This is a genomic window from Devosia sp. T2-14 (assembly GCF_055397495.1).
Genome location: NZ_AP027921.1, coordinates 502,314 through 525,574 on the forward strand (window position 1 = coordinate 502,314; position 23,261 = coordinate 525,574).

Consider the following 23,261-nt stretch of genomic DNA (forward strand, 5'->3'; position numbering starts at 1 on the left):
ATCAGTTCTCCCCGATGGCGGTGTTGATGACGAGGCGATAGGGCTCGCCCGCGCGGTCCCACCGCTCACGGATCAGCGTCACAATGTGATCGACACGCTGGCGCGCCAGCGCACCGTCGGTGCTGGGCTGGTAGGAGATGAACAGCGTCGAGCGCTCCGGTTCGAGCAGGGTAATCACCTGATCGAGCCCGCCATCGAGCGCCGCCACGGGAGCCGTGCTGCCGCCGACAAAGGCGGAGGCATCGAGCTTGAGGCGGATTTCGCGGCCAATCGAGGCCCCGAAGTTCAGCTCGACCATCTTGCCCGGGGTCAGGCGAACCATGCCCGGGTTTTCAGTGGTCAGCGAGAAGCCGGTCGGCAGCGTGCGCTCGTCGATCTTGAGCACGAAGTTCGAGCCGGTATTGCCATTCGGCAGCGCCGCGCAGGGCACCGAATAGCGCCCATAGGCATCGGTGGTGATCAGCGTGCCGCGCACGGTGCTGAGACGCACGCCCGGAATGCCCGGCTCGTCCTGGTCCTGATAGCCGTTGCGATTGCGGTCGTCATAGACCGTGCCAATCACGTCACTGCAATCGAACACCGCCTCGGCATCGATGCGGATATCAGCATGGGCTGGCGGGGCCAGCGGCGTGCCGATGGCATCGGTACCCTCGGCGATGTTGCGATAGGTGCCGGGCGGCGTTGTCGGCAGCGCGCGGAGCACGAGACGAATCTCGATGCTCCCCTTCGGACCCAGGCGCGTGGGCGGGAAGGTCACGACCGGACCCACCACGACAGGCGTCACTGCAACGGCGTTTACCGTGGCGCTACCCTCGACGAAGGTGAACCCGTTCGGCAGGCGATCGGTGATCGTCACCAGACCAACATCGGCGAGCGAATTGTTGGTGACGCTGATGACGAAACCAGCAGTTTCACCCCGGCGGATGGACGAGACCAGAGCGCGCTTGACGATGGTGATATCGGCCGGTTCCTGCGTCGGAATGCTCAATATCGCATCGTCCGGCGTCGCCGTGACCGGCGTGCCATTGTAGTCGCCCGTGGCATCGGCCCGGTTGGCAACACCGTTGGCAAGGCCCGCAGCGTTGTTGATGTCGTCCTGCGTCAGCACGTAGCGCGTCGTGTAGGTGGCATTGCCACCCACCGCGATCGTCTGCGGACCGGGCAGGATCGGCTCGACCACACCCGTTGCCGGGCGGCCACCGAAGGTGATGCCGAGTTCGCGCGGCAGCACATTGCTGAGCGGCACGTTGCCGGTATTGGTCACGACGAACTGGTAGTCGATGACGTCGCCGACATAGACATAGGCACCGGTCCTGGCGAAGCTGCCAGTCTTGACGATCGTCATGCTCGGGGCTTCGGGCAGCACCGGAACGATCTCCGGCGCGTCGGTGGTGATGGTCGGGCCCGACAGGTCGGTGACCGTCTTGGGGCCGGAGCCGTCGTCATAGGTGCCCGTGGCAGTGGCCTGGTTGCGCACCTCGCCCGCCGCGATGTCATTGGCATCAATGGCATAGGTGGCGGTGAAGACAGACGAGGTCTGGCCGGGGGCAAGTGTGCCCGGCACCGTGAAGGAGCCTGGCGTCAGGCGCGCCAGCGGATCGTTGATGACAACGCCGGTAAGATCCATGTTGCCGGTATTGGTGACGGTGAAGCTATAGGTGATCACCTGGCCCACAACTGCCGGATCGCTGAGCCCCGACGCCGACGACTTGACGATGGCGATTGAAGGGGACTGCGTCAGCGGCACGTCGACACGGTTGGATGGAACGATCGGCTGCGGACCAACCGGGTCGTTGAAGCTAACCGATGCCTGGTTGGTAACTTTGCCGGTGTGGATGTCGGATTGCTTCACCACGTAGGTCGCGTCGATTGTCACCGCATTGGCGGCGCCCGGCAGCAGGGTCGCGATCGTGGTCGGCGAGTTCATCACCAGATCAACCAGCGGATCGGTCAGCACGACATTGGTCAGCGTCGTATTGCCCGTATTGGTCACGACAAACGTGTAGTCGATCACGTCCCCGGCCGCCGGTGGCGTGGTCAGGGTCGGGGTCGCCGACTTGACCACCGTCAACGACGACGTGCGGGCTACGGGCTGGGTGGCGGTCGAGGTGGCGTTCACCGTGGTGGGCACGCCGCCGACACCCGGGCCAGTGCCTTCTACCCGTGCAGTATTCACAAACGTGCCAGCGTTGATGTCGGCCTGCGTCAGCGCATAGGTTGCAGTGAAGGCCGTCGAATTGGTAGCGGCTGGAACCAGCGGACCCGTCCAGTTGGTTGGGTTGCTGATGACCACTCCCGCGACCGCATCGGTCAAGGCAATATTATTGAGCGTCACGTTGCCGGTATTGGTGACGACAAAACCATAGGTAATGACATCGCCAACCTTTGGCGGCGTGCTGAGCGCAGCCGACGTGATGGATTTGACCAGGCCGATGGAAGGCGACTGAGCCAGCGGCGTATCCGTCGGGTCATCGGTTTCAAAAGTCGTGCCGCCACGATCGGTGACCGTGGTGCCCGGAACGGGAACCGACTTGCCAGTGGTGACAGCCGTGTTGATCACCGAACCGCGATCGATATCGGCGACCTTGAGCGCATAGGTGGCGCGAACCGTGATCTCGTTCTCGCTGGCCGGCACGGTGCCTGCCGCGTTCTGCGGCTTGAGCACAGCGGCCTGCATCGCAATAACGTCAGCCGAATCGAGCACCACGCCTGCCAAAAGGTCGACCAGCGTGATCGAATTCAGGGCGACGTTGCCGGTGTTCCGGATCACGATTGTATAAGCGATCGTGTCGCCGACCTTCGGTGGGTTCGACAGGCCAGAGACGTTACCGGTCTTCTTCAGCGCGATGGCCGGACTATGGGCCGGCAGCGGCTCGTGGTAGCTGGCCGTCCTGGGCGGCTGCGGACCCACCGGATCGGAAAAGTTGATCGTCGCCGTGTTATCGAGCGAGCCGCTGTTGATGCTCGCCTGATCCAGAGGCGCGTTGACGGTGAAGCTATAGCTCGCACCTGGCGCCAGGCTCGCATGCGAGGCCGGAGTGACGACCGCACCCGGATAGGGGTCAGTGACGACAAGGTTGGTCAGGGTCACGTTGCCGGTATTGGTCGCCTTCACGGTCCACGTGATTGGCGTCCCCTGCCGTGGCACGGCCGGAATGGTGCTGGTCAGCGACTTGGTCACCGTCAGGCCCGGCTCGCGATACAGCGGCACGTTGACCGAGCTGGGCGGCGTGGTGATCGGCGTATTGCCGGGGCCATGCACTGCGCCGGCCGTCGCACTGTTACTGACCGAACCGGCGTCGATATCGCCCTGCTTTACGGGATAATTGGCATAAACGGTCGTCGTCGCACCCGGTGCCATCGTGCCGATGGTGAACGACCCAGCCGGATCGGCGGCGACCCCGCTTAGCGCGTCCGTGACGGTCACGTTGTTGAGCGTGGTGTTACCGGTATTGGTGACGACGAAGCGATAGCGCGCAATGTCGCCCACCGCCGTGCGCGGATTGCCAATACCAGCCGCAGATTCCAAAGTTTTGACGATGGTCAGGCCGGGCCGGCTGAGCGCCGGAACGGTGGCGTTCGACGTATCGGTTACGTTCTGCGGCGTAACGCCGGAGACGCCCCATTGCCCGGTGACGGTTGCCGTATTGGGCACCGTGCCGCGATCGAGATCGGCCTGTGTCAGGGTATAGGTGGCCGTGTAAGACGTGGTATCCACCACGCCGGGGTTCAGCCGGGCGATCGGGGTGTTGTTCACCCAGGCCAGGCCGATCAGCGGGTCGGTCACGGTCACGTTGAGCAGCGGCGTCTTGCCGGTATTGGTGACCTGGAACGCGTAGTCGATGATGTCGCCGACCGCTGGAATGCCGGCAACACGGCGTGGCGTCGCGGTCTTGACCAGGTCAACCGCCGGCGAGGCAGCCGGCGTCACCGTGGTTGGCGTATTGTTATTGGGTTCGTTTGGAATGCCGTTCCCATCCGGATCGGGATTGGCATTGTTGTGCGAGAGGTCATTCGGGGTCTGGGCCGAATGCTGGCCGATAGCACTGACGCTTGCCTGATTGGTGTGGACAAGCGCAGGCACGACGCGCGGGATGACCGGATTGACCAGGACGGTGTACGTCAGCGTGCCGGTCGCCCCCGCAGGCAGCGTGCCGTTGGTCAAGAGGCTGGTGACGGTTGCGCCGTTGAAAGCCGAATTGAGCGAGCCGAAAGTGCTCGTGACGGATTCGACACGATACTGTCCTTCTGTCGGCAGAGCGATACCGCTATTGGTGCCGAAATTCTGCGATGCCCCATCGAGAATATCCGTGACGGACACCCCCGTTACGGGTTCAAGGCTGAAATTTTTGACCGTCAGCGAATAGGCGATGGTGTAGGTGCCGTCGGCCAGGATCGTTGGCGTACCCGCCACCTTGCCGAGGCCGATACGCGCCACGGGGACACGGGTAAAGTCGTGCCCCGTGCCATTGATGGCGTTGGTGATGACGATATTGTTGATCCGGTTGACGCCACTCGCGATCGCCAAGCCGGCGGCGAGGCCAGGCAATGCCTTGCCATCGCGCAGATGCTGTTCGGAAATGGTCCCGTAGTAGACGTTATAGGTACCGGGCGGCAGTTCGGTGAAGCTGTAGTTGCCCTGCGGATCAGTTGGAATTGCCCGCGTAATCACGGCACCATCGTGCAGCGCGGTGCCCTCAAGGCTGATGGTCAGAGAAGCAATGCCGGTATCGACACCGTCCTTGGAATCGTTGGCGTTAAAGTCACGGTAGACCTTGCCGCTGATGCTGGCGCCCTGAACCGTGGTGACGCTGCCCGAACCGGTATTGTTTGGCGGCGTCTGCTCGAATGAGAGGGTCGTGGCCGTTGCCGAGTTGGAGGCGGCCTGCGCCGACAGCGACGTGATCTTGGTGTAGAGCGTGATCTCGACGGAGGCGCCATTGGCGATATCCCCCAGTTCGCAGGAGATATTGCGGCCACCGACAACACCGGTACAGGTGGTTCCAGGGGGCGCCACCGGGACTCGGGTCAATTCCATGCCCGCCGGCAAAACGTCGTTCAGCGTCACCGAGTCGGCGATGCCAAGGCCTGCCCCGGCCTGGTTCAGGACTGTGATGGTCCAGGAAAATTCCTTGCGCAGGTCCACGGTGCTGACGCTGGGGACCTTGGTCACCAACAGGTCGACGCGCTCGCGCACGGTCGTGTCTTCGTAGGACGTGTTGTTGGTCTGCGGGAATTCATAGCCCCCGACCGTTTCGTCGGACGTGACACTCACATTGTTGGTGTGACGGCCGCGCGCCACGCCCTTCATGGTGAGCGTGACATCCGCATCCTTGTTGGCAGCCAGGTGCGGGAACGTGCAGGTCACGGTACCGCCCGGCACGGTGGGGCTGGTACCGGCGAGGACGCACGAACCGCCAACCGAACCGGTAACCACGGGATTGGCCAGCCCGGTCGTGGGCAGCGTATCGACCATCACCACATTGAACGCGTCGGACGGGCCGCTATTGCGCACCTTGATCGTGTAGGTCGTGTTCAGGTTGATCTCGAGCGGATCGGGACCGTCGGTCTTGCTGATGATCAGGTCCAGCTCAGGCGGCAGGATCTTGATCGGCAGCATTGCCGAGTTGTTGCTCTTGTCGGGCTCGGTGGTCGAGGTCGAAACCAGGACATTATTGACGGCAATGTCGTCCACGATCGCCGTCGTCGGAACGACGGTGACCGTCACGGTCTGCTGGGCACCATTGGCGATGGTGCCGAGATTGCAGCTCAGCGTCTTGTTGAGGGCGGTGGTGATCGCGCCGGCAGCCGGCTTGACCGCGCAGACGCCGCTGCTGGGGTCGGCGCTCTTGAACACCAGACCTTCGGGCAAAGTATCCACCAGCGTGACATTGTCGGCGTCGGACAGGCCGTTGCGCGGCACGATGGCCGTCAGCACATAGATCAGCTCCTGACCCGCCTTGGCACCCAGTGCCGAGACCGGGCTCGACTTCTGCACGGTCACGTCGGTGCGCGAGGTCACGTCATAATTGACGCTTGAGCTGTTGTTGGTCAGGACGGGGTCTGGCGTCTTCGTCGAGAAGACGTTGGCAGTATTGGTCTTGGTGCCCTGGCTACCGGTCCGCATCGTGACCGTAACGACCGGGCAATCCACACCCGTCGTGCACTTGGGCAGATCGTCAATGACGCACTGCAGGTCGGCCGAATAGGCGCTGCTATTGGGGAAGCTGCAAACCAGGCCGGTGGCGTTGCCCAGAGTGTGAGTGACCACGACGTCACCCGGCTGGGGCTGACCGCCATTGGCGCCATTAACGATGTCATTGAGGCGATCGTCCAGCACGACATTCTGAGACGACGCGGGACCGGCGTTGCGAATTTCGATGTCGAACGACACCGGACTGCCCGAATCCACCGCGACGACGGGACCCTTGCGGGTTTTCACCACGCTCACATCGGCCGAGTTGGGGCCTTCCGAGCTGTCAACGTCCGAGCCGGTAGTGTTGTTGGGAAGGTCGATATCACCGCCGGGCTGATCGTAGCCGGGATAGGACACGGTCATGCCATTGGTGAACTTGCCAGCGGCCGTCACATCGGCAGTCAGCACCAGGTTCGGCGTCTGCTGGGTAGAGCCGAGCGGAGCGCCCGGGGTGTAATTGTTGGTAGTGCAGCTGAAATCGGCGCCGGGGCCGCCGACCAGCGGCAGCGCGGGCGAACACGACCAGCCGGCTGGCAGGTTCGCCGCGGTCAGGGTCAACCCGGCCGGCAGGTGATCGGTGATGGTCAGCGGACCATGGAAGGGCGCATTGCCATCGTTGCGGGCGCGCAGCGTGAAATCATAGCTCTGGCCAACAACAGCCAGACCGCCACGCGGACCGGACTTCATTGCCACCAGATCGACGGTTGGCGCCACGATATGGGCGACGCCGTCGGTGCCGTTATTGTTGTCTTTGGCATCGGCATTTTCGTCGACCGAGGCGATGGTGGCCGTATTGGTCACCCCGCCGGCAGCAGAGGCACTCTTGGCCTTGGTGACGATGGTGATGGCCGCCGGATAGCTGGTCCCTGCTGCTGCCGTATAGGCGCAGTCGATGGCCTGCCCGACTGGCGCGGGGCAGGTCCAGCCCGATGCGGCCGTCGGGGTGACCGAGACGATCTCGTATTCCGCCGGCACGGTATCGGTCAGCGTCGCTGAGGTCGGTACATTGCCGACATAGCGCGGCGACAGCGTGAACGTCACCGTGTCGCCGATCAGGATCAGCCCGGAGGGAGAGCGCAGCTTGCCGACCGAGACGTCGGTACCGGGCGTGACGGTGATATCAGCCGTGGAGTGGTCGTTGTCGCTGACGCCATCGCGTGGGGCGGTGGAGCTCACCGTCGCTGCGACCGTCACGGTCGACGCATTTTCGGTGGTCACCTGAGCCGAGAAATCGAGCTCGATATCCTGGTCCACCGCAATCGGGCCGGCGATATCGCAGGTAATCGTGTTGGACGCGATCGAGCAGCCCGCCGGCATGGTGACGGCGGACGACAGCCCCGACGGCACCGGAATGACCAGTCGCGCGCTCTGGGACGGATAGGGCCCGTTATTGTGGATCTTGGCCTTGAACCCAGCACGCGAACCAGCTTGCACGGTGGTGGGGCTGACGCTCATCAGCACCGAAAGGTCGGCACCCTTCTGCACGGTGGTCGGGCGGGTGAAGGTCGTGCCATGCGGCATCGTGCCGGTGAGGCTGATGATCCCTTCCTGCATCGGCCGCAGGTTCACGATCGCATTGAGCGACCCGCCATCCGCAAGGGCCGGGACATCGCACTTCACCGATGTCGGGGTGACCAGGTCCGGGGTACCCACACAATTATCCAGCCCGGAAATGCCCTCATAGGTGGCCGTGGCCGGAATCGTGAACGTGATCGAGGAAGCCGGCGTTCCCCCGTTGGCGCTGCTGTCGATGCGGATGCCATAGGGCAGCAACCCGCCAGCCGGCATCAGGTTGTAGCCGGTATTGTCGATATTGAGTGTCCAGTCACCGGCACTCTGCGCCATGACCGAAGGGACAGCCAGCAGAGCACTCGCCAGGATCACGCCCGCAAGACCGGAGTTCCGGAAGATATTCTTGCGACGATCGGACATGGCGAAACTCTCTGGCATCGACAACAAAACAAGCGGCACCAATTGGCACCGCACAAAAAACTGGTCTGGGAACGGGAAATTGACGGGCGCCCCAAAATGGGGGCGCCGTGCAGGCGCCTCTTGCCCTGGCACAAGACAGGACAGGACACGCAGCGACGCGACGGCGAAAACCGCCCCGCCACCCACTGCGCAGGCACCATGAACTAGCCATTTTCCTGGATCACTGCGTGGGTGGTGAGGGAGAGACCACCCACGCGCGACGCCAAACCAGGCACGCGCCGCCGGGAGGACAGAGACGCGCGAGTCCCAGTTTTTGACAGAATCGATAAGACGACCCGACTGGTAGAGTGACCAGTTGCAATCTGATCTGTGATCGGTATGTTGCCCGACGGGGGATTCGTTACTTTATTGAGCACATTGCTCAAGTCGTAGGCACATGCTGGACTATGTAGCTCGCGTTGTTAGCCACATTGGCGAAGCGGACGACCCCGGATCCCTGCTAGAGCGGGTCCATTCCGGCTTGCACGGGCTCGGTTTCGACAGCTTCAATCTCGCCTGCCACAAGCGCCGTGCCGAGGAACTGATCCTGGAACCGACGCTGACCACATGGTCAGTGCCCAGCATCACCGAATATGCCCTTCACTACCAGTTCGAGAAAGATCCCCTGCTCGCCTATGCCTCCGGCTATGGCCAGCCCAAGATCTGGTCGCCCAAGGAGTGGAAAGAGTCGCTGCAGTTTGGCGAGTATGCCAACTATCTGGTGGGTAATGGCATTCAGGGAGGCGTCACGGCGCCACTGACGCAACGGCCGGGCGTGATGAGCGCGATTACCGCCGTCTCCTACACCGTCAGCGCGATTACAGCCGACACCGCCACCGCCATCTATGTGATCGGTCAGGCCGGAATGCTGCGCGCCGGCGCCCTCGGACTGATCGAATCGGCGCCCGCCCCTACCCCTGCGGCCCTGGCCACCCTGACCGACGCGCAGGCAGAGATTCTCGATTGGGCCCGTCAGGGCAAGACCAACGGCGAAATCGCTGTCATCACCGGGCGCACCCCGCGCACCGTCGCCTATCACATGTCCGAAATCCTGCAGAAGCTAGGCGTCTCCACCCGCGCACAGGCCGTCGCCCTGCTCCCGGGCCGCTAGCACACCAGCCCGACCGTTCGCATTTCCGACTGACTTCCATGCCTCAGCGCAGGCTTGCCTCATGCCGCAAGACTACGTTCGGGTGAAAAAGAAAAACGCCGGAAACCCTGAGGATTTCCGGCGTTTTTGAATGGTAGCGAAGCCCAGATTTGAACTGGGGACACACGGATTATGATTCCGCCGCTCTAACCAACTGAGCTACTCCGCCACAAGTGGCTGCCGGGGTTGCCCGCCGACGCGCCTTACCTAAGTTTAGCACGACGCGCTGTCAAGTCGCTACCCCGACAAGATTCAGTGCTGTTTTTCATACCATCAACAGGTTCCGTCCATCAACGGCAGATCGTTCAAAATTCGACACCAGTCTGTTGGGATTGGCGCGCTCCCCAAGCCACGCTGAGTGAACTACATTCATCTCAACACGGCGCGAACACCCGCCCCGCATCAGGAGAGACTGAAAATGACGCTCGAACTCGGAGGCATCCATCACCTCACGGCGGTCACCGCCGAGGCCAAGAAGAACCTCGAATTCTACACGCAGACGCTGGGCATGCGGCTGATCAAGAAGACGGTCAACCAGGACGATACCACCGCCTATCACCTGTTCTATGGCGATGGCGTGGCCTCTCCCGGCGCCGACCTGACCTTCTTTGATTTTGACGCCCCACGCGAACAGCGCGGCAACCACACGGTGAGCCGCACCGGCCTGCGCGTCGATAGCGAGGACAGCCTGAACTGGTGGAAGGAATATCTGCAGGGCAAGAATGTCGGCACCAGTGCGATCAAGGAACGCAACGGCCGCCTCTCCCTCGATTTCGAGGATTTTGAAGGCCAGCGCTTCCGCATGGTGATCGATGAGGCCAACAAGGTCATTCCCTGGGCCAAGTCGCCGGTTCCGGCCGAGCGGCAGATCATCGGGCTGGGCCCCATCTCGATGGCGGTTCCGCGTCTTGATCGTACCGAGGCCGTGCTGACCCAGGTGATGAACATGCGCAAGGTTCGCAGCTATCCCGCTGCCAATGGCGCCGCCGAAACCCATGTCTTCGAGATGGGCCCGGGCGGCCCGGGTGCCGAACTGCACGTGGTTGTCGATCCGAGCCTCAAGGCGGCTCGTCCGGGCGCCGGTGGCGTGCACCACGTCGCCTTCCGCACGCCGGACCAGGACAGCCTGCGCCAGTGGGTCGAGCGGGTGGGCCAGTTTGGTCTCCGCTCGAGCAGGGAAGTCGAGCGCTACTACTTCACCTCGCTCTACTTCCGCGAGCCCAATGGCATTCTGTTCGAGATTGCCACAGACGTTCCCGGCTTCACCGCCGACGAACCGATGGAATCCCTGGGCGAAAGCCTCGCTCTGCCCCCGTTCCTCGAAGGACGCCGGGCCAGCATCGAGGCAGGCCTCAAGCCCCTCGTCTAAATCCAGACATGGCCTCCCGCTTCACGGCGGGGGGCCTTTTTCTTGCCGGGAATAGTGAATTGAAATCAAAATGGCGCCATGCACGCCGCCCGACATCAGAATACTGGGTGGAAACGCGTTGCTCTTCTGCAAGTTCTTCACAGAAAAGACTTTTTAGGCGGTGAGAACCGCCACGACTTGCCTACCGGTTAGCACATAGTCAACACACCCACGGCCATGATGAAGGTTGGCTGCCATTCCGGCTTGGGCGAGTTGACGATGAGTGATGACCAGATTTCCAAGGAAACGCTCGCGGCCATGCTCCTGCGCATGTTCGAGTTCGCTCCGGTGGCCATGGCGATCACCACCAGCAGCCTCGACAATTCCAGCTATGTCAAAGTCAACGACGCCTATCTGCGCCTGACGGGGCTCACCTGGGATGAGATCAAGGGCACCAGGGTTATCGCGTCCGGCACGGACTATTCCGATCCCGCCCGCATGGAACGCCGCCGCCTGCTCGATGAGGAAGGCGGCTACCGCCTCGAGGAAGTCGAGCTGCGCCACGTCGATGGCACCGTAATTCCAACCCTGATCTCGGCGCAGCGCACCGAGGTGGGCGACCGCTCCTATGACGTCGAGATCATTCTCGACATCTCGGTGCGGGTGAACCTGCAGCGCCAGATGGAACAGGCGCTGATCAAGGCCGCGCGCACCGATGCCCTTACCGGCCTGCCCAATCGCTCGGCCTTTGATGACCATATCCGTGCCTGCGTCCGCGATGCCCATCTCGACACACAGTGCCTGATGCTCGCCTTCATCGACCTCAACGGCTTCAAGGCGATCAATGACGGGCTCGGTCACGCCATGGGTGATCGGGTCTTGCAGACCCTGGCCGCTCGCCTGACCTCTGCCTGCCGGCAGGGCGACTTCGTGGCCCGCCTGGGGGGCGATGAATTCATCGTCATGTTCAGGATCGCGCCGGAGAACATGTCGGCGGCGCTCGCGGCGTTCGAGCGCATCATGGAGCAGGTTTTCGTGCCAATGCGGATCGACGACCACATGCTCGAGATCGGTGCCGCCATCGGCACAGCAACCTTCGATCCGCAGACCGATACGCCGGAATCCCTGCTGACCCGCGCCGACCAGAACATGTACCAGGCCAAGTCCTTTGGTGCGGGCCTGCGCGTGGTGTTCGACGGCGGCCGGGCCTGATGGGCAACGGGGCGGCCAAATCCACCCCGTCGCCAGCACTTACTTTGCGTCCGGCTTGAGCAGCGAGGCGGTTTTGACAAGCTGCAGGAACTCGGCACGATAGCCGCCCTCATCCTCGCCGCGCCCCGACCTGGCAAGCGTCGCGATCGCGTCCCAGCTCATGTCGCCGATATAGCTCGATCCCCGGAGCTTCTGTCCGAAGGCCGCCACCGCAGCGGCAAACCGCATGTCGTCGCTGACTTCGGCGATGTCGCCATAGACGACGCTTGGTGTCACCGGCTGTTCGATGAGCTGGCTGACATCGCTCTCGGGCAGCTTGTAGCGCATCTTGAGGAAGGCAATTTCACCATCCCCCGCCGGTGCTGGCGTGGCCTGCCCATAGCGCAAGGGATCGACCAGTTCGCCATCCGAGCCGGCCGGGGTGATCTCATAGATCGCCGTGACCGTGTGGCCCGCCCCGATATCGCCGGCATCGACCTTGTCATTGTTGAAGTCTTCCCGGTTGAGCGCCCGCGTCTCGTAGCCGATCAGCCGGTACTCGCTGACCTGCGCCGGATTGAACTCGACCTGGACCTTCACGTCCTTGGCAATCATGTCGAGCGTGCCGCCGATTTCCTCGACCAGCACTTTCTGCGCTTCGCGGAAGCTCGAAATGTAGCTGGCATTGCCGTTGCCGGTCTGGGCCAGCGCCTGCATGGTCGCATCATCGAGATTGCCCATGCCGAAGCCGAGCACTGACAGCGTCACCCCGCTCTCGCGCTGCACCTTGATGAAGTCCTTGAGCGCCTCGGGATCATCGATCCCGACATTGAAGTCTCCGTCGGTCGCCAGGATCACCCGGTTGGTGCCCCCCGCCACCTTGGCCTGCTCGGCTAGGCGATAGGCGAGCGCAATGCCTTCGGCCCCGGCAGTGCTGCCACCGGCGGAGAGGTCATCGAGCGCGGCCAGTATCTTGGCCTTTTGCCCCGCCTCGGTCGGCTCCAGCACCACCCCGGCCGAGCCCGCATAGGCCACGATTCCAACCGTGTCGTGCTCGGAAAGCTGATCGACCAGCAGTGCAAAGGCGCGCTTGAGCAGCGGCAGCTTGTCCGGCTCGTCCATCGAACCCGACGTATCGATCAAAAAGACCAGATTGGCGGGTTTGACCTCTTCGGCCGCGGGCACATAGCCCTTGATGCCGATATGCAGCAGCTGCGTCTTGGGGTTCCACGGCGTCGGATAAACCGCCACCATTGGCTTGAACGGCACGGCGGCGCTGTCTGCCGGCGCGTAGTCATAGGGGAAATAGTTGATCAGCTCCTCGACGCGCACCGCGTCGGGCTCGGGCACATAGCCATCCTCCAGCATGCGGCGGGTATAGGCATAGCTGGCCGTATCGACATCGATCGAGAACGTGGACACCGGCTCCTCGGCCGCGACCTTGAGGCGCTGCTCGTCGAAGCTGGTGAATTCGTCGCCGCTTGCTTCCTGCATGGCCAGCGATGGCGCGGGCATCATGTAGGATTCGGCCATGGGGGCCGCCGCGCCCATATTTAGCGTCTTGGCACTGGTGCCGACGGCCATGGGCGACGGCGCGATCGGCGCCGGTGGTGCCGCGGCAACCCGGTTGGACATCTGCGCCGCATCGGCCGCGGGCACAGCGAGACTTTCCATCTCGACGCTCTGCTGGGCTGGCATGGGTTCGGGCGCCGCAACCTCGGCCACCGCGTCAGCTGCCGTCGTTGCAACCGGCTGGGTCTCCACGCTCACCGGCGGGGTCATCGAGGTCGTCGTATAAAGCTGGTAGCCGAGCGGCAGGATCAACAGCGCAATGGCAGCCGTGCCGATGGGGAGACGCATGTCCATGATCTTGTTTCCTTTCAAGGAAGTGATGATGGACGTAAGACGCTGCCCCCAGGTCGATCCTTGGGGTGTGGTTTGAGATTTTGTCTGCGCTGCCGCAAAAGCCGCCCGGCCAGTCGCCAGCGCGCGCTGCCGTGCCTCGGCGCCTGGCGCCGGAACCGGGCCCTTGCCCAGCTGGTTCAGCTTGTCGTTCTGCATGTCACTGCTCATAGCAGCCCCCTCAGGGTCTTGCGGGCCTCGTGCACGTGCCAGGAAATCGTGGCCTCCCGCACGCCCATGATTTCGGCGGCCGCTGCGTGGCTCAATTCTTCCGCATAGACCAGCAGCACCGCATCGCGCTGCTTGTCGGGCAGGCGCCGGACCGCATCCCACAATTGCCGGCTGGTCGCCGCATCTTCCTGCTCGGCCGGATGGTCCTCGGGCGACACTTCGGCAAAGGCCTCGGCATATTTGCCGCGGGTCTTGCCCGCCCGCTGCATGTCTCGCACAGCATTGAGCGTGATGCGATAGACCCAGCTCGAAAACGCCGAGCGGCCGTCAAAGCCGGCGATCGCGCCACCCAGCTTGACGCAGACATCCTGTGCGACATCTTCGGCATCCGCCCGGCTGCCGCACCATTTCCAGGCGGTGCGATAGATCAGGTCATAATGCCCCTCGATCAGCTCGCCGAAGGCATCGGGGTCGCCATTCCGCGCGCGCACGACCAGCGCCTGCGTCACCGCCTGCGCCTGTTCCCTGCCCTCCGATGCGACCAACCCCAGGCTCACTGCACCATACATCCAATGCCCATGAAGACGCTGTCATCTAAGGTTAGGACGGCGCTGCAGCACAAGTCCTTGGGTCCGGCGGCAAGTTTTTTCCCGAGAAGCGTGACATCGCCGCGCCAAAGGCCTATCTGCCGGGAAACGAAAGGTACACTCCCATGGACGAACCCAAGCTGAGCCCGTTCACGCTCACCCGATCGCGCATCATCCTGCTGATGTTCGGCGCGCTTGCGCTGCTGATCGTCATTTCGACGAGCCTGGGTGGTCTGGGCTCCTATCAGGCCCTCAAGGACGCCAACAATGCCGCCAAGGAAGCGGCAGTTGTTGAGACGACCCCAGCGCCGGCGCCCGCCGCCAACTAGGCGGCGAGCAGCTTAGGCTGCAAAGACCTGCGGCACGGCCTCGGCGATAAAGCCGCCGCCCCACACTTCGGACGTGGCCGTGTCATCGGCATAGAAAACGCAGGCCTGGCCGGGCGAAATCCCGTATTCCCCGCTCACCAGCGTCACATACACTTCGCCGTCCCGCATCTGGATCACTGCCGGTTGCGGGCCGCGCGTCGAGCGCACCTTGACCTCGACCGGCGCACCATTGCCCAGGCTCACTTCCGCCAGCGGACGCGCGCCCAGCCAGTTCACATTGCGCAACCGCACGGTGTGGGTCTTGAGCGCCTCGCGCGGACCCACGATCACCCGGCCGGTCTTGTGCTCGAGCTTGACCACATAGAGCGGCTCGCCTGCGGCAACGCCTAGGCCCTTGCGCTGGCCGATCGTGTAATTGACGATGCCTTCATGCGTTCCCAGCACCCGTCCATCGAGATGGACGATCTCGCCGGTGGCGAGGGCTTCAGGATGCATCTTGCGGATGATGTCGGCATACTTGCCCTGCGGCACGAAGCAGATGTCCTGGCTATCGTGCTTTTCGGCAATCTCCAGCCCCATGTCGCGCGCCAGCGCCCGCACCTCGGCCTTGCCCATGCCGCCCAGCGGGAAGCGCAGATAGTCGAGCTGCTCCTGCGTGGTCGCAAACAGGAAATAGGTCTGGTCGCGCTCGGCATCGACCGGGCGGAACAGCTGGCGGCGGCCATCTTCACCCAGGCGCGACTGCACATAATGGCCCGTTGCCAAAACATCGGCGCCCAGGTCGCGCGCCACTTCCAGCAGGTCGACGAACTTGACCGACTGGTTGCAGGCAATGCACGGCACCGGAGTTTCGCCCTGCTGATAGGCATTGGCGAAGGGGGCGATCACGCTCTTCTTGAAGCGCTCTTCATAGTCGAGCACGTAATGGGGAATGCCCAGCGTCGCGGCCACACGGCGCGCATCATGGATATCCTGACCAGCACAGCACGCACCCTTTCGGTGCGTCGCTTCGCCATGATCGTAAAGCTGCAGGGTTACGCCGACGACGTCATAGCCCTGACGGGCCAGCAGGCCCGCCACGACCGAAGAATCCACGCCACCGGACATCGCGACGACAACGCGCGTGTCTTCAGGGCGCTTGGCAATATCAAGCGAGTTCAACATAGTTTCCTGTATCCGGGTGGGTTCAAGGGCCAGCGGACGAATGTGAGGCGCTTTCTACCCCCATAAGCGGAGCCCCGCAACATCCGTTGCCATGGGGGGCGTGGCAGGAGATCGGGAGCGCCTATTCCTCATGCCGCCCGGCAAAAAGTGCCGCTCACTTGTCCTTCTTGCCGTTCTTACCCGGCCGCGACCACCAGGCCGAACGCGTCAAGACCGGCACAACCCCATGATTTTCAAGGTTATTACCTCACCGCGCCAACTTGGCACCGCGCTTGCATTGCCTCTTGCGGACCAGTCTCTTTTTCCGCGGGGCCGCCTTCGTGGCATCACATCTGACCGTAACCACTACCAATGCCGGCGTCAGCACCAGCCGGAACCTCAATGGTTCCGGCGGCGCAGGCGATGACAGCGCGGGAACCGATGCCTTCGCCGCCCTGCTTGGCGCGGGATCGCAGTCTGAAAAAACCACCCCGGCCGCAAACGAAACGCCCGCTGGCGGGCTGGTCGATCTCGCCTTCGGCTTTGGCGGCGAAGGCAGCCAGCAGCCAAACGACCCCGAAGCCATCGCAGCGGCGCTGAACGTCATCGTGCCCATCGAAGCGCCAGTGGAAACCGGCCCGGCCCTGACCGATCTGATCAATGGCCTGGCGAACCTGCAGGCCAAGCTGGATGCAGGCGAGCCGATCGACCCCGATATGCTGCAGCAGCTCAACGCTGCGCTGACCGATATTGCCGACGCGCTCGGGCTGGACCTCGACAAGCTGCCATCGCTCGATGAATTGACCGCCCTGCTCGCCAAGGCGCAGCCGGGCGATACCAGCTTTGCGGCTCGCCTCACCGAGGCGCTGGGCCCGATGGCCGAGAACCTGCTCAAGGGCACGCCCGCCGACGCCAATGCCGAGATGCTCAAGTCGATTGGCGACAAGCTCGCGGCGCTGCTGGTCGCGCTCAATGAAGACGAGATGACGGCCGAACAGCGCGCCTCGCTCCAGCTCAGCATCGACGCAGACGCCGATCTCGACGCCGCCGTCGCCCGGCTCGCCAGTGCGACCGCCAAATCCGAAGCCGCGGCACCGCCCGCTCTGGGCACACCCGAACTCAAGATCACCGAGTCGGTTCTGACCGGCAAAGCCTCCGAGGCGCCCCGGGCCATCGAGCCCGCTGCCGCCAAGCCGGACGAGCGCAAGCCCGCCGAGGTTCGCCCGCCTGCTGCCGCCGCAGCGGCCGTGGTCGAACAGGCCGAGCCGCAGGCAGTCACCCAGCCGGCCCAATTGGGCCGCGCCGACGCTGTGGCCGCGCCCCGCGTCGTGCAGGCCGGCTACCAGACCAGCCAGCAGCAGCTCAACCTGCCCCAGCTGGCCTTCGAAGTGGTCCGCCAGGCCAGCGAGGGCAATACGCGCTTCCAGATCCGGCTCGATCCCCCCGAACTGGGCAAGATCGACGTGCGGCTGGAAATCGACCGCTCCGGTCAGGTCAATGCGCGCCTCACCGTCGAAAAGTCTGAAACGCTCGACCTGATGCAGCGCGACCAGCGCGGGCTGGAACGCGCCCTGCAGCAGGCCGGTCTCGACGGCGCCAAGACCAACCTCGAATTCTCGCTGAAGCAGAACCCCTTCAGTGGCGGCCAGCAGGGCCAGGACGGCAATGGCCGCGGGTCCCTGTTCGGTGGCGATGACACGGCCGAGGCCGACGAAACGCCCGTGCCAACCGTCAACCTCTACCGCGGCAGCCTCAGCGCCAGCGGCGTCAACATCATTGCGTAAGGAGTAGGTGTCATGGCCGTCAATGGCGTTTCCGGAGCCCCCAATGGCGCAATTTCGAACTCGCGTTCGACCATTGCCGACAACTTCGACACCTTCCTGGGCATCCTGACCACCCAGCTCAAGAACCAGAACCCGCTGGATCCGATGGATACCAACCAGTTCACCCAGCAGCTGGTGCAGTTCACCGGCGTCGAGCAGCAGCTCAAGACCAACGACTTCCTGCAAACCCTGATGCTGTCGAGCCAGAACACCGCCAAGTCCGAGGCGGTCTCCTATATCGGCAAGGAAGTGACCTCATCGGGCAAGACGGGCGAGCTCAGCGGCAGCAATGCCGCCTTCTGGGCCTATAGTGCCAATGCCAATGCCGCCAATGCCACCGTGACCATCAAGGACGCCAACGGCCAAATCGTCTATACCGAAACCGGCCCGATCAGCTCCGGCCCCGGCACCTTCCGCTGGGACGGCAAGGGCAGCGACGGCAACATGAAGCCGAACGGCATCTATACGATCGACATCAAGGGCAAGGACGCCAACGGCAAGGACGTCAAGATCAGCACCGCCTCGATCGGCATTGTTACGGCGGTCGATTTCACCGGCGACGTGCCGATGCTCACCGTCGGCTCGCGCCGCGTTTCCATCGTCGACGTCACCGACGTGCGCATCCCCGACGTCACGGCAGCGCCCAAGCCGGAAGAGCCCAAGCCGGATGAACCCGAGGCCGGGCAGCTGCCCGCCTGACCGCGATCTGGCGCCCGCGTCCGGGCGCCATTTACTCTCTTATAGTATGGTCTGGTTCAATGGTCCGGGCGCCCCGCCAAGACTTGATTCAATGCCTTGAAATCCAAGATCATTCTTAACCTGTTGTAAGTTTCCCCTTAGTCGATTTTTAAGGCCGTTGGCCTACTCTCTTCCTCATATGGTCAGGTTGAGTAGAGAGTAAAATGACCGTACAAATGCGCCCACGCGTAAAGTACGTTATCGGTCCGGACGGAAGTCCGCTCACGATTGCAGACCTTCCCCCCGCCAACACGCGGAGGTGGGTCATCCGCCGTAAAGCCGAAGTCGTCGCTGCCGTTCGCGGCGGGTTGCTTAGCCTCGAAGAGGCCTGTGACCGCTACACCTTGAGTGTCGACGAATTTCTGAATTGGCAGGCCGCCATCGACAAGCATGGCCTCGCTGGTTTGCGCACCACCTGGATCCAGCACTACCGCGAAGGTTAGTTGCGACGATCAGGGTAACTTATTCAAAGCCCGCCGGGTTCACCCGGCGGGCTTTGTGTTGTCTTGGCCCTGCAACTAGGGCATTGCGTCCGTCATCCAGCGTGCACCAGCCTCGCGGGCCATCATGCGCTCGTAATAGGCCTGTGCGGCGGGCATGGCCTTCTTCTCGGCCGGCAGGCGGAACCAGCGATGCAGCGACAGGGCGATCGCGATATCGGCAATGGTGAACTGCCCGCCCGCCACGAAGCCCTGCCCCTTGGCGAGTTGGGCTTCCAGGATATCCATCCGCGCCGTCCACCGGGTTATCGATTCCGCGATGCGGTGGGGATCGTCATAGCCGGGCACTTTGCGCATCAGCGCCATGATCGCATACGTCCAGCTCGGATTGAGGTCAGATACCTGCCAGCCCAGCCATTGCAGCGCCTTGGCCCGCAATCGCAGGTCGGAGGGCAGCAGGCGGCCATCCGCGGCCTTCTCCGCCAGGTAGATCAGGATGGCGTTGCTTTCCCACATCGAAAAGTCCCCGTCGATCAGCACGGGGATCTGCCCATTGGGGTTCAGCGCGAGAAACTCGGGCACTTTGGGATCGCGCAGCGGCAGGCCCCAGTCCTCTCGTTCATAGGGCAGGCCCAGTTCGTCGAGCGCCCACAGCACCTTGCGGACATTGATCGAGGTGACCCGTCCCAGAACCTTCATCATCGCCTTCATCCTTTTTCAACTTAGGTGGGCATTTTCTGCCGGAATTCGCAAACTGATACTGATGGTTAAGACAATGTTTACCATCTGGTAGGTAATTTTTGCCGACCGGTCGTCTCACGCGTTTGCGTCGTAGTGGCCACATCCGAATCGAGCGCCGCGTGGATAACTTTACTCAGCTGATCAATCGCATAGGCCTGCCCCGCTTGGCAGCCATGGCCGTTGTGGCGGTATTGATGCTCGGCTTCTTCGGCTTCCTCATCATGCGGGCGCAGACGCCAAACCTGGCGCCGCTCTATAGCGGGCTGAGCCTCGAGGATTCGTCGGCCATCGTGTCTGAACTTCAGACCATGAACGTGCCCTTCGAGCTTCGCGGCGAAGGCGACACTATCCTGATTCCCCGCGATCAGATCACCACCACCCGCATGACGCTGGCCGGTTCGGGCCTGCCCCAGCGCGGCCAGGTCGGCTACGAGATTTTCGACCAGCAGTCGACGCTGGGTGCCACCAGCTTCGTCCAGAACATCAACAATGTCCGCGCCCTCGAAGGCGAGCTGGCCCGCACCATCACCTCGCTGACCCGCATCAAGACCGCCCGCGTGCACCTGGTGCTGCCCGAACGCGAACTGTTCCGCCGCGAGCGCACCGCTCCCTCCGCATCGATCGTGCTGTCGGTGCGCGGCGAGCTGTCCAACAGCGAAATCCGCGCCGTCCAGCACATGGTCGCCTCGGCCATCGAGGGCCTGACCCCGACCCGCGTGTCGATCGTTGACGACCAGGGCAACCTGCTCGCGTCGGGCAGTGGCGACGAGGACCAGGGCGCCATGTCGGGCCTGGCCGCCGAACGCACGCTGAGCTTTGAGAATCGCATCCGCACCCGCGTCGAGGACATGCTTGCCAATGTCGTCGGTTCGGGCCGCGCCCGCGTCGAAGTCGCCGCCGAGATCGACTACAACCGCTCGACCACCACCCAGGAAACCTTCGACCCCGACAGTCAGGTCGTCCGCTCCAGCCAGCTGCGCGAAACCGAGAACCTCTCGGGCGGCGCCAATGGTCAGGTGACCGTGGCCAACGAACTGCCCGGCGCCAGCCAGAATACCGGCAACGGCACCACCGAACAGGGCACGACGTCCGAAGAAGTCACCAATTACGAGATTTCCAAGACCACCCAGACCGCCGTCACCGAAGCCGGTGCGATCAAGCGCCTGTCCGTGGCCGTGGTGGTCGATGGCGTCTATTCCGCCGACACCTCGGGCAATCCGGTCTATGCGCCCCGTTCGGCCGACGAAATCTCCCAGATACTCACCCTCGTCCGCTCGGCCGTCGGTTATTCGGAAACCCGTGGCGACAGCGTCGAAGTGGTGAACATGCAGTTTGCCGAACGTCCGGGCATTGCTCCGGCCGGCACGGACGCCACCGGCGGCCTGCTCGACTTCACCCGAGACGACCTGATGAATGGCGCCGAAATGGCCGTCACCCTGCTCATCGCCCTGGCGCTGGTCTTCTTCGTGATGCGCCCGCTGCTCAAGAAGGTGCTGACCCCCGAGACCGCCCCCCTGGCCCTGCCGACCGCCGCCGAAGTGGGCCAGCACGGCCTGCTGGGCGCCGATGGCACACTCATCGCCGATCAGCTGGAAGAAGAAGAGCCCCGCGACAAGACCCCGGCTTGGGTCGCCAACGCCAAGTCCATGGGCGAGACCCAGCTTCAGACCCTCAAAACCGTCGGCACCCTAGTTGAAGAAAACCCCCGCCAGGCAGCACTGATCGTGCGCGACTGGCTGGGTAGCGCAGCGTAGTTCCATGGCCAGCATGCCCCAATCCACCGATCTCATCGATACTAACGGCCCCAAGCAGCTCATCGTTGGCGATGCCGCCAGCCAGCGCGTCCTGACCGGCGACGAAAAGGCCGCTGCCCTGCTGCTGGCCCTCGGCCCCGCCTATGGTAAGCCGATTTTCGATGAGCTGGACGACCTTGAGGTCAAGCAGCTCAGCCGCGCCATGGTGCGCCTTGGCCCGATCACCCAGGAAATGCTGGATGATCTGATGATCGAGTTCGTCACCACGATCTCGACCAACGGTTCGCTGTCGGGCAACACCGATTCCACCGAACGCCTGCTGCTTAGCTTCCTGCCGCAGGACAAGGTGGATTCCATCATGGAAGAAATCCGCGGCCCGGCCGGCCGCAACATGTGGGAAAAGCTCTCCAACGTGCAGGCCGACGTGCTGGCCGCCTACCTCAAGAACGAATATCCCCAGACCATCGCCGTGGTGCTGTCCAAGATCGCCACCGATCACGCCTCCAAGGTGCTCGCCGTTCTGCCCGAGGAACTGGCGATGGACGTGGTGCAGCGCATGCTCGGCCTCGACCCCGTGCAGAAGGAAATTCTTGAAAAGATCGAGAACACCCTGCGCACCGAATTCATGTCGACGCTCAACCACACCAAGCGCCGCGACAGCCACGAGCAGATGGCCGAAATCTTCAACAGCTTCGATCGTCAGACCGAAGCCCGCTTCATCACCACGCTCGAGGAACACAGCCGCGACGATGCCGAACGCATCAAGGCGCTCATGTTCACCTTCGAAGACCTGGCAAAGCTCGAATCCTCGGCGATCCAGACCCTGCTCACCAAGATGGACAAGAAGGACCTCGCTCTGGCGCTCAAGGGCGCCAACGAGACGGTCAAGGAATCCTTCTTCAAGAATATGTCGGGTCGCACCGCCAAGCTGCTCAAGGAAGATATGGAAGTCATGGGCCCCGTGCGCCTCAAGGATGTCGACGAAGCACAGGGCCGCATGGTCTCCACGGCCAAGGATCTCGCCGCCAAGGGCGAAATCCTGATCCTGAAGTCCAAGGCCGACGATCAGATGGTGGCGTAACCCATGGCATCCCCTGCCCGCTACACCTTCGATCTCGACCTCGCCGAACGCCCCGGCCACGGCCACATCGCGGCCCAGCCCGAGCCGAGCATCCCCGAATTCCTCGTGGCCCAGCTGGTCGCGCAGGCGCGAGAGGAGGCCTATGCCGAAGGCGTGGCCGCCGGCGAACGCAATGCCGCCTCGGTCGCCGCGCAGACGCTGGCCGCCGCAGCCGGCACGCTGGCCATGCAGACTGCCGAAATGGCGGCAGCGCTTGACGATGCCAGCGCCAATACCCGCCGCGAGGCCGTCGAGCTGGCTGCCAGCATCGGCCGCAAGCTGGCGCTGCACCTGCTCGCCCGTTACCCCACCGTCGAGCTCGACGCACTGATCGGGGAATGCATGCAGAGCCTGGGCGGCGTGCCGCACCTGGTGGTGCGCTGCAATCCCGCGATTGCCGACGCCATTCGCGACATCGCGACCAACCACATGCAGACATCCGGCTTCTCCGGCCGTCTCGTCGTCATGGGCGATCCCGACATCCGCCTGGGTGACGGACGCCTCGAATGGGTCGAAGGCGGCCTCGTGCGCGATATCGCGACGACCGCCAAGGACATCGACACCAAGATTTCAGCCTACCTTGCCGCACGCAAATCTGGGGCAACGCAACAGCAGGAGAGCCGCCCATGAGCGCTTCCGATCCCGGCGACGACATCA

General features: G+C 63.3%; 15 protein-coding genes and 1 tRNA gene. 10 read left to right on the plus strand and 6 right to left on the minus strand.

What is annotated here, in order from left to right; translation table 11 throughout:
* Window position 1: 1 nt before the first annotated feature.
* Window positions 2-8,128, minus strand: coding sequence for a DUF7507 domain-containing protein (locus ACZ5WT_RS02460; RefSeq protein ID WP_464285808.1), 8,127 nt, complete (start codon window positions 8,126-8,128; stop codon window positions 2-4).
* A 436-nt stretch (window positions 8,129-8,564) separates the two neighbouring features.
* Here ACZ5WT_RS02460 and ACZ5WT_RS02465 point away from each other — a divergent pair, with 436 nt between their 5' ends.
* Window positions 8,565-9,278 carry a LuxR C-terminal-related transcriptional regulator gene (locus tag ACZ5WT_RS02465; RefSeq protein ID WP_464285809.1) on the plus strand — a complete coding sequence of 238 codons (714 nt, stop codon included), beginning with the start codon at window positions 8,565-8,567 and terminating at the stop codon, window positions 9,276-9,278.
* 131 nt (window positions 9,279-9,409) lie between these two features.
* On the opposite strand, the gene ACZ5WT_RS02470 is transcribed toward ACZ5WT_RS02465, so the two are convergent.
* Window positions 9,410-9,486 (minus strand) — tRNA-Met (locus ACZ5WT_RS02470).
* A 249-nt stretch (window positions 9,487-9,735) separates the two neighbouring features.
* Between ACZ5WT_RS02470 and ACZ5WT_RS02475 the strand changes: the two genes are divergently transcribed.
* Entirely contained in the window at window positions 9,736-10,686 is a 951-nt protein-coding gene (locus ACZ5WT_RS02475; protein WP_464285810.1) for a ring-cleaving dioxygenase, read from the plus strand.
* Between the two features lie 258 nt (window positions 10,687-10,944).
* Window positions 10,945-11,877 (plus strand): diguanylate cyclase domain-containing protein, encoded by a 933-nt coding sequence (locus ACZ5WT_RS02480; RefSeq protein WP_464285811.1) that lies wholly within the window; start codon window positions 10,945-10,947, stop codon window positions 11,875-11,877.
* Between the two features lie 39 nt (window positions 11,878-11,916).
* Here the strand turns inward: ACZ5WT_RS02480 and ACZ5WT_RS02485 are convergent, their stop codons facing one another.
* Both ACZ5WT_RS02485 and ACZ5WT_RS02490 read right to left on the minus strand, forming a co-directional pair.
* On the minus strand, window positions 11,917-13,929 hold the full coding sequence (locus tag ACZ5WT_RS02485; protein WP_464285812.1) for a vWA domain-containing protein: 2,013 nt from the start codon (window positions 13,927-13,929) through the stop codon (window positions 11,917-11,919).
* Window positions 13,926-14,486 carry an RNA polymerase sigma factor gene (locus ACZ5WT_RS02490; protein WP_464285813.1) on the minus strand — a complete coding sequence of 187 codons (561 nt, stop codon included), beginning with the start codon at window positions 14,484-14,486 and terminating at the stop codon, window positions 13,926-13,928. Before ACZ5WT_RS02490 ends, ACZ5WT_RS02485 begins: the two co-directional genes overlap by 4 nt.
* A 155-nt stretch (window positions 14,487-14,641) precedes the next feature.
* Here ACZ5WT_RS02490 and ACZ5WT_RS02495 point away from each other — a divergent pair, with 155 nt between their 5' ends.
* The gene (locus tag ACZ5WT_RS02495) at window positions 14,642-14,845 is read left to right on the plus strand and encodes a hypothetical protein (protein ID WP_464285814.1); all 204 of its coding nucleotides are present in this window, start codon (window positions 14,642-14,644) and stop codon (window positions 14,843-14,845) included.
* Window positions 14,846-14,857: 12 nt separating this feature from the next.
* Here the strand turns inward: ACZ5WT_RS02495 and mnmA are convergent, their stop codons facing one another.
* Window positions 14,858-16,009, minus strand: coding sequence for a tRNA 2-thiouridine(34) synthase MnmA (gene mnmA / locus ACZ5WT_RS02500; protein WP_464285815.1), 1,152 nt, complete (start codon window positions 16,007-16,009; stop codon window positions 14,858-14,860).
* A 320-nt stretch (window positions 16,010-16,329) separates the two neighbouring features.
* On the opposite strand from mnmA, the gene ACZ5WT_RS02505 reads away from it, so the two are divergent.
* The 3 genes from ACZ5WT_RS02505 to sciP all read left to right on the plus strand — a co-directional run bounded on the left by ACZ5WT_RS02505 (window position 16,330) and on the right by sciP (window position 18,992).
* Window positions 16,330-17,772 (plus strand): flagellar hook-length control protein FliK, encoded by a 1,443-nt coding sequence (locus tag ACZ5WT_RS02505; RefSeq protein ID WP_464285816.1) that lies wholly within the window; start codon window positions 16,330-16,332, stop codon window positions 17,770-17,772.
* 12 nt (window positions 17,773-17,784) lie between these two features.
* Window positions 17,785-18,510, plus strand: coding sequence for a flagellar hook assembly protein FlgD (locus ACZ5WT_RS02510; RefSeq protein WP_464285817.1), 726 nt, complete (start codon window positions 17,785-17,787; stop codon window positions 18,508-18,510).
* Window positions 18,511-18,713: 203 nt separating this feature from the next.
* Window positions 18,714-18,992, plus strand: a complete 279-nt coding sequence (sciP, locus tag ACZ5WT_RS02515) for a CtrA inhibitor SciP (RefSeq protein WP_035102845.1) — start codon at window positions 18,714-18,716, stop codon at window positions 18,990-18,992.
* A 75-nt stretch (window positions 18,993-19,067) separates the two neighbouring features.
* Here sciP and ACZ5WT_RS02520 read toward each other — a convergent pair whose 3' ends face one another.
* A complete protein-coding gene (locus ACZ5WT_RS02520) occupies window positions 19,068-19,691 on the minus strand; it encodes a glutathione S-transferase family protein (RefSeq protein ID WP_464285818.1) in 624 nt (207 codons plus the stop codon).
* Between the two features lie 158 nt (window positions 19,692-19,849).
* Between ACZ5WT_RS02520 and fliF the strand changes: the two genes are divergently transcribed.
* The 3 genes from fliF to ACZ5WT_RS02535 are packed head-to-tail and all read left to right on the plus strand — an operon-like array spanning window position 19,850 to window position 23,234.
* Complete coding sequence (gene fliF, locus ACZ5WT_RS02525; protein WP_464285819.1) at window positions 19,850-21,484, plus strand: flagellar basal-body MS-ring/collar protein FliF; 1,635 nt, start codon at window positions 19,850-19,852, stop codon at window positions 21,482-21,484.
* 4 nt (window positions 21,485-21,488) lie between these two features.
* Window positions 21,489-22,565: a flagellar motor switch protein FliG gene (fliG, locus tag ACZ5WT_RS02530; RefSeq protein ID WP_464285820.1), complete on the plus strand. Its 1,077-nt coding sequence runs from the start codon at window positions 21,489-21,491 to the stop codon at window positions 22,563-22,565.
* Between the two features lie 3 nt (window positions 22,566-22,568).
* Entirely contained in the window at window positions 22,569-23,234 is a 666-nt protein-coding gene (locus ACZ5WT_RS02535) for a FliH/SctL family protein (RefSeq protein ID WP_464285821.1), read from the plus strand.
* Window positions 23,235-23,261: the final 27 nt, after the last annotated feature.

Coding starts and splice junctions, on each gene's coding strand:
- fliG (WP_464285820.1), top strand. CDS start 21,489: ATGGCCAGCATGCCCCAATCCACCGATCTCATCGATACTAACGGCCCC.
- ACZ5WT_RS02535 (WP_464285821.1), top strand. CDS start 22,569: ATGGCATCCCCTGCCCGCTACACCTTCGATCTCGACCTCGCCGAACGC.
- mnmA (WP_464285815.1), bottom strand. CDS start 16,009: ATGTTGAACTCGCTTGATATTGCCAAGCGCCCTGAAGACACGCGCGTT.
- ACZ5WT_RS02520 (WP_464285818.1), bottom strand. CDS start 19,691: ATGATGAAGGTTCTGGGACGGGTCACCTCGATCAATGTCCGCAAGGTG.
- ACZ5WT_RS02480 (WP_464285811.1), top strand. CDS start 10,945: ATGAGTGATGACCAGATTTCCAAGGAAACGCTCGCGGCCATGCTCCTG.
- ACZ5WT_RS02465 (WP_464285809.1), top strand. CDS start 8,565: ATGCTGGACTATGTAGCTCGCGTTGTTAGCCACATTGGCGAAGCGGAC.
- ACZ5WT_RS02495 (WP_464285814.1), top strand. CDS start 14,642: ATGGACGAACCCAAGCTGAGCCCGTTCACGCTCACCCGATCGCGCATC.
- ACZ5WT_RS02460 (WP_464285808.1), bottom strand. CDS start 8,128: ATGTCCGATCGTCGCAAGAATATCTTCCGGAACTCCGGTCTTGCGGGC.
- ACZ5WT_RS02485 (WP_464285812.1), bottom strand. CDS start 13,929: ATGAGCAGTGACATGCAGAACGACAAGCTGAACCAGCTGGGCAAGGGC.
- sciP (WP_035102845.1), top strand. CDS start 18,714: ATGACCGTACAAATGCGCCCACGCGTAAAGTACGTTATCGGTCCGGAC.
- ACZ5WT_RS02475 (WP_464285810.1), top strand. CDS start 9,736: ATGACGCTCGAACTCGGAGGCATCCATCACCTCACGGCGGTCACCGCC.
- ACZ5WT_RS02510 (WP_464285817.1), top strand. CDS start 17,785: ATGGCCGTCAATGGCGTTTCCGGAGCCCCCAATGGCGCAATTTCGAAC.